At 55.1% G+C, this 532-nt stretch carries 1 rRNA gene; it reads right to left on the bottom strand.

From position 1 onward, the window contains the following. Window positions 1-532: ribosomal RNA gene (locus tag AB1L08_RS22540) — 23S ribosomal RNA — on the bottom strand; the annotation flags it as partial.

The following is a 532-nucleotide window of genomic DNA, read 5'->3' as shown; positions in this document are numbered from 1 at the left end:
CTCGCCCTCTTCAGACTCGCTTTCGCTGCGGCTCCGTCTTTTCGACTTAACCTTGCATGAAATCGCAACTCGCCGGTTCATTCTACAAAAGGCACGCCATCACACACTAGGTGCTCTGACTACTTGTAGGCACACGGTTTCAGGATCTCTTTCACTCCCCTCCCGGGGTGCTTTTCACCTTTCCCTCACGGTACTGGTTCACTATCGGTCACTAGGGAGTATTTAGCCTTGGGAGATGGTCCTCCCGGATTCCGACGGGATTTCTCGTGTCCCGCCGTACTCAGGATCCACTCGGGAGGGAACGGTGTTTCGACTACAGGGCTGTTACCTCCTCTGGCGGGCCTTTCCAGGCCGCTTCGTCTACACCGTTCCTTTGTCACTCCGCATTGAGTGTCCTACAACCCCGAAAGGCAAGCCTTTCGGTTTGGGCTCTTCCCGTTTCGCTCGCCGCTACTCGGGGAATCGATTTTTCTTTCTCTTCCTCCGGGTACTGAGATGTTTCAGTTCCCCGGGTATGCCTTCCTGCACCTAT

This window comes from Siminovitchia jepli (assembly GCF_047228825.1).
GTDB lineage: Bacteria > Bacillota > Bacilli > Bacillales > Bacillaceae_C > Siminovitchia.
The sequence above is the reverse complement of the archived record's forward strand: the minus strand, read 5'-3'. Positions and strand labels throughout refer to the sequence as shown.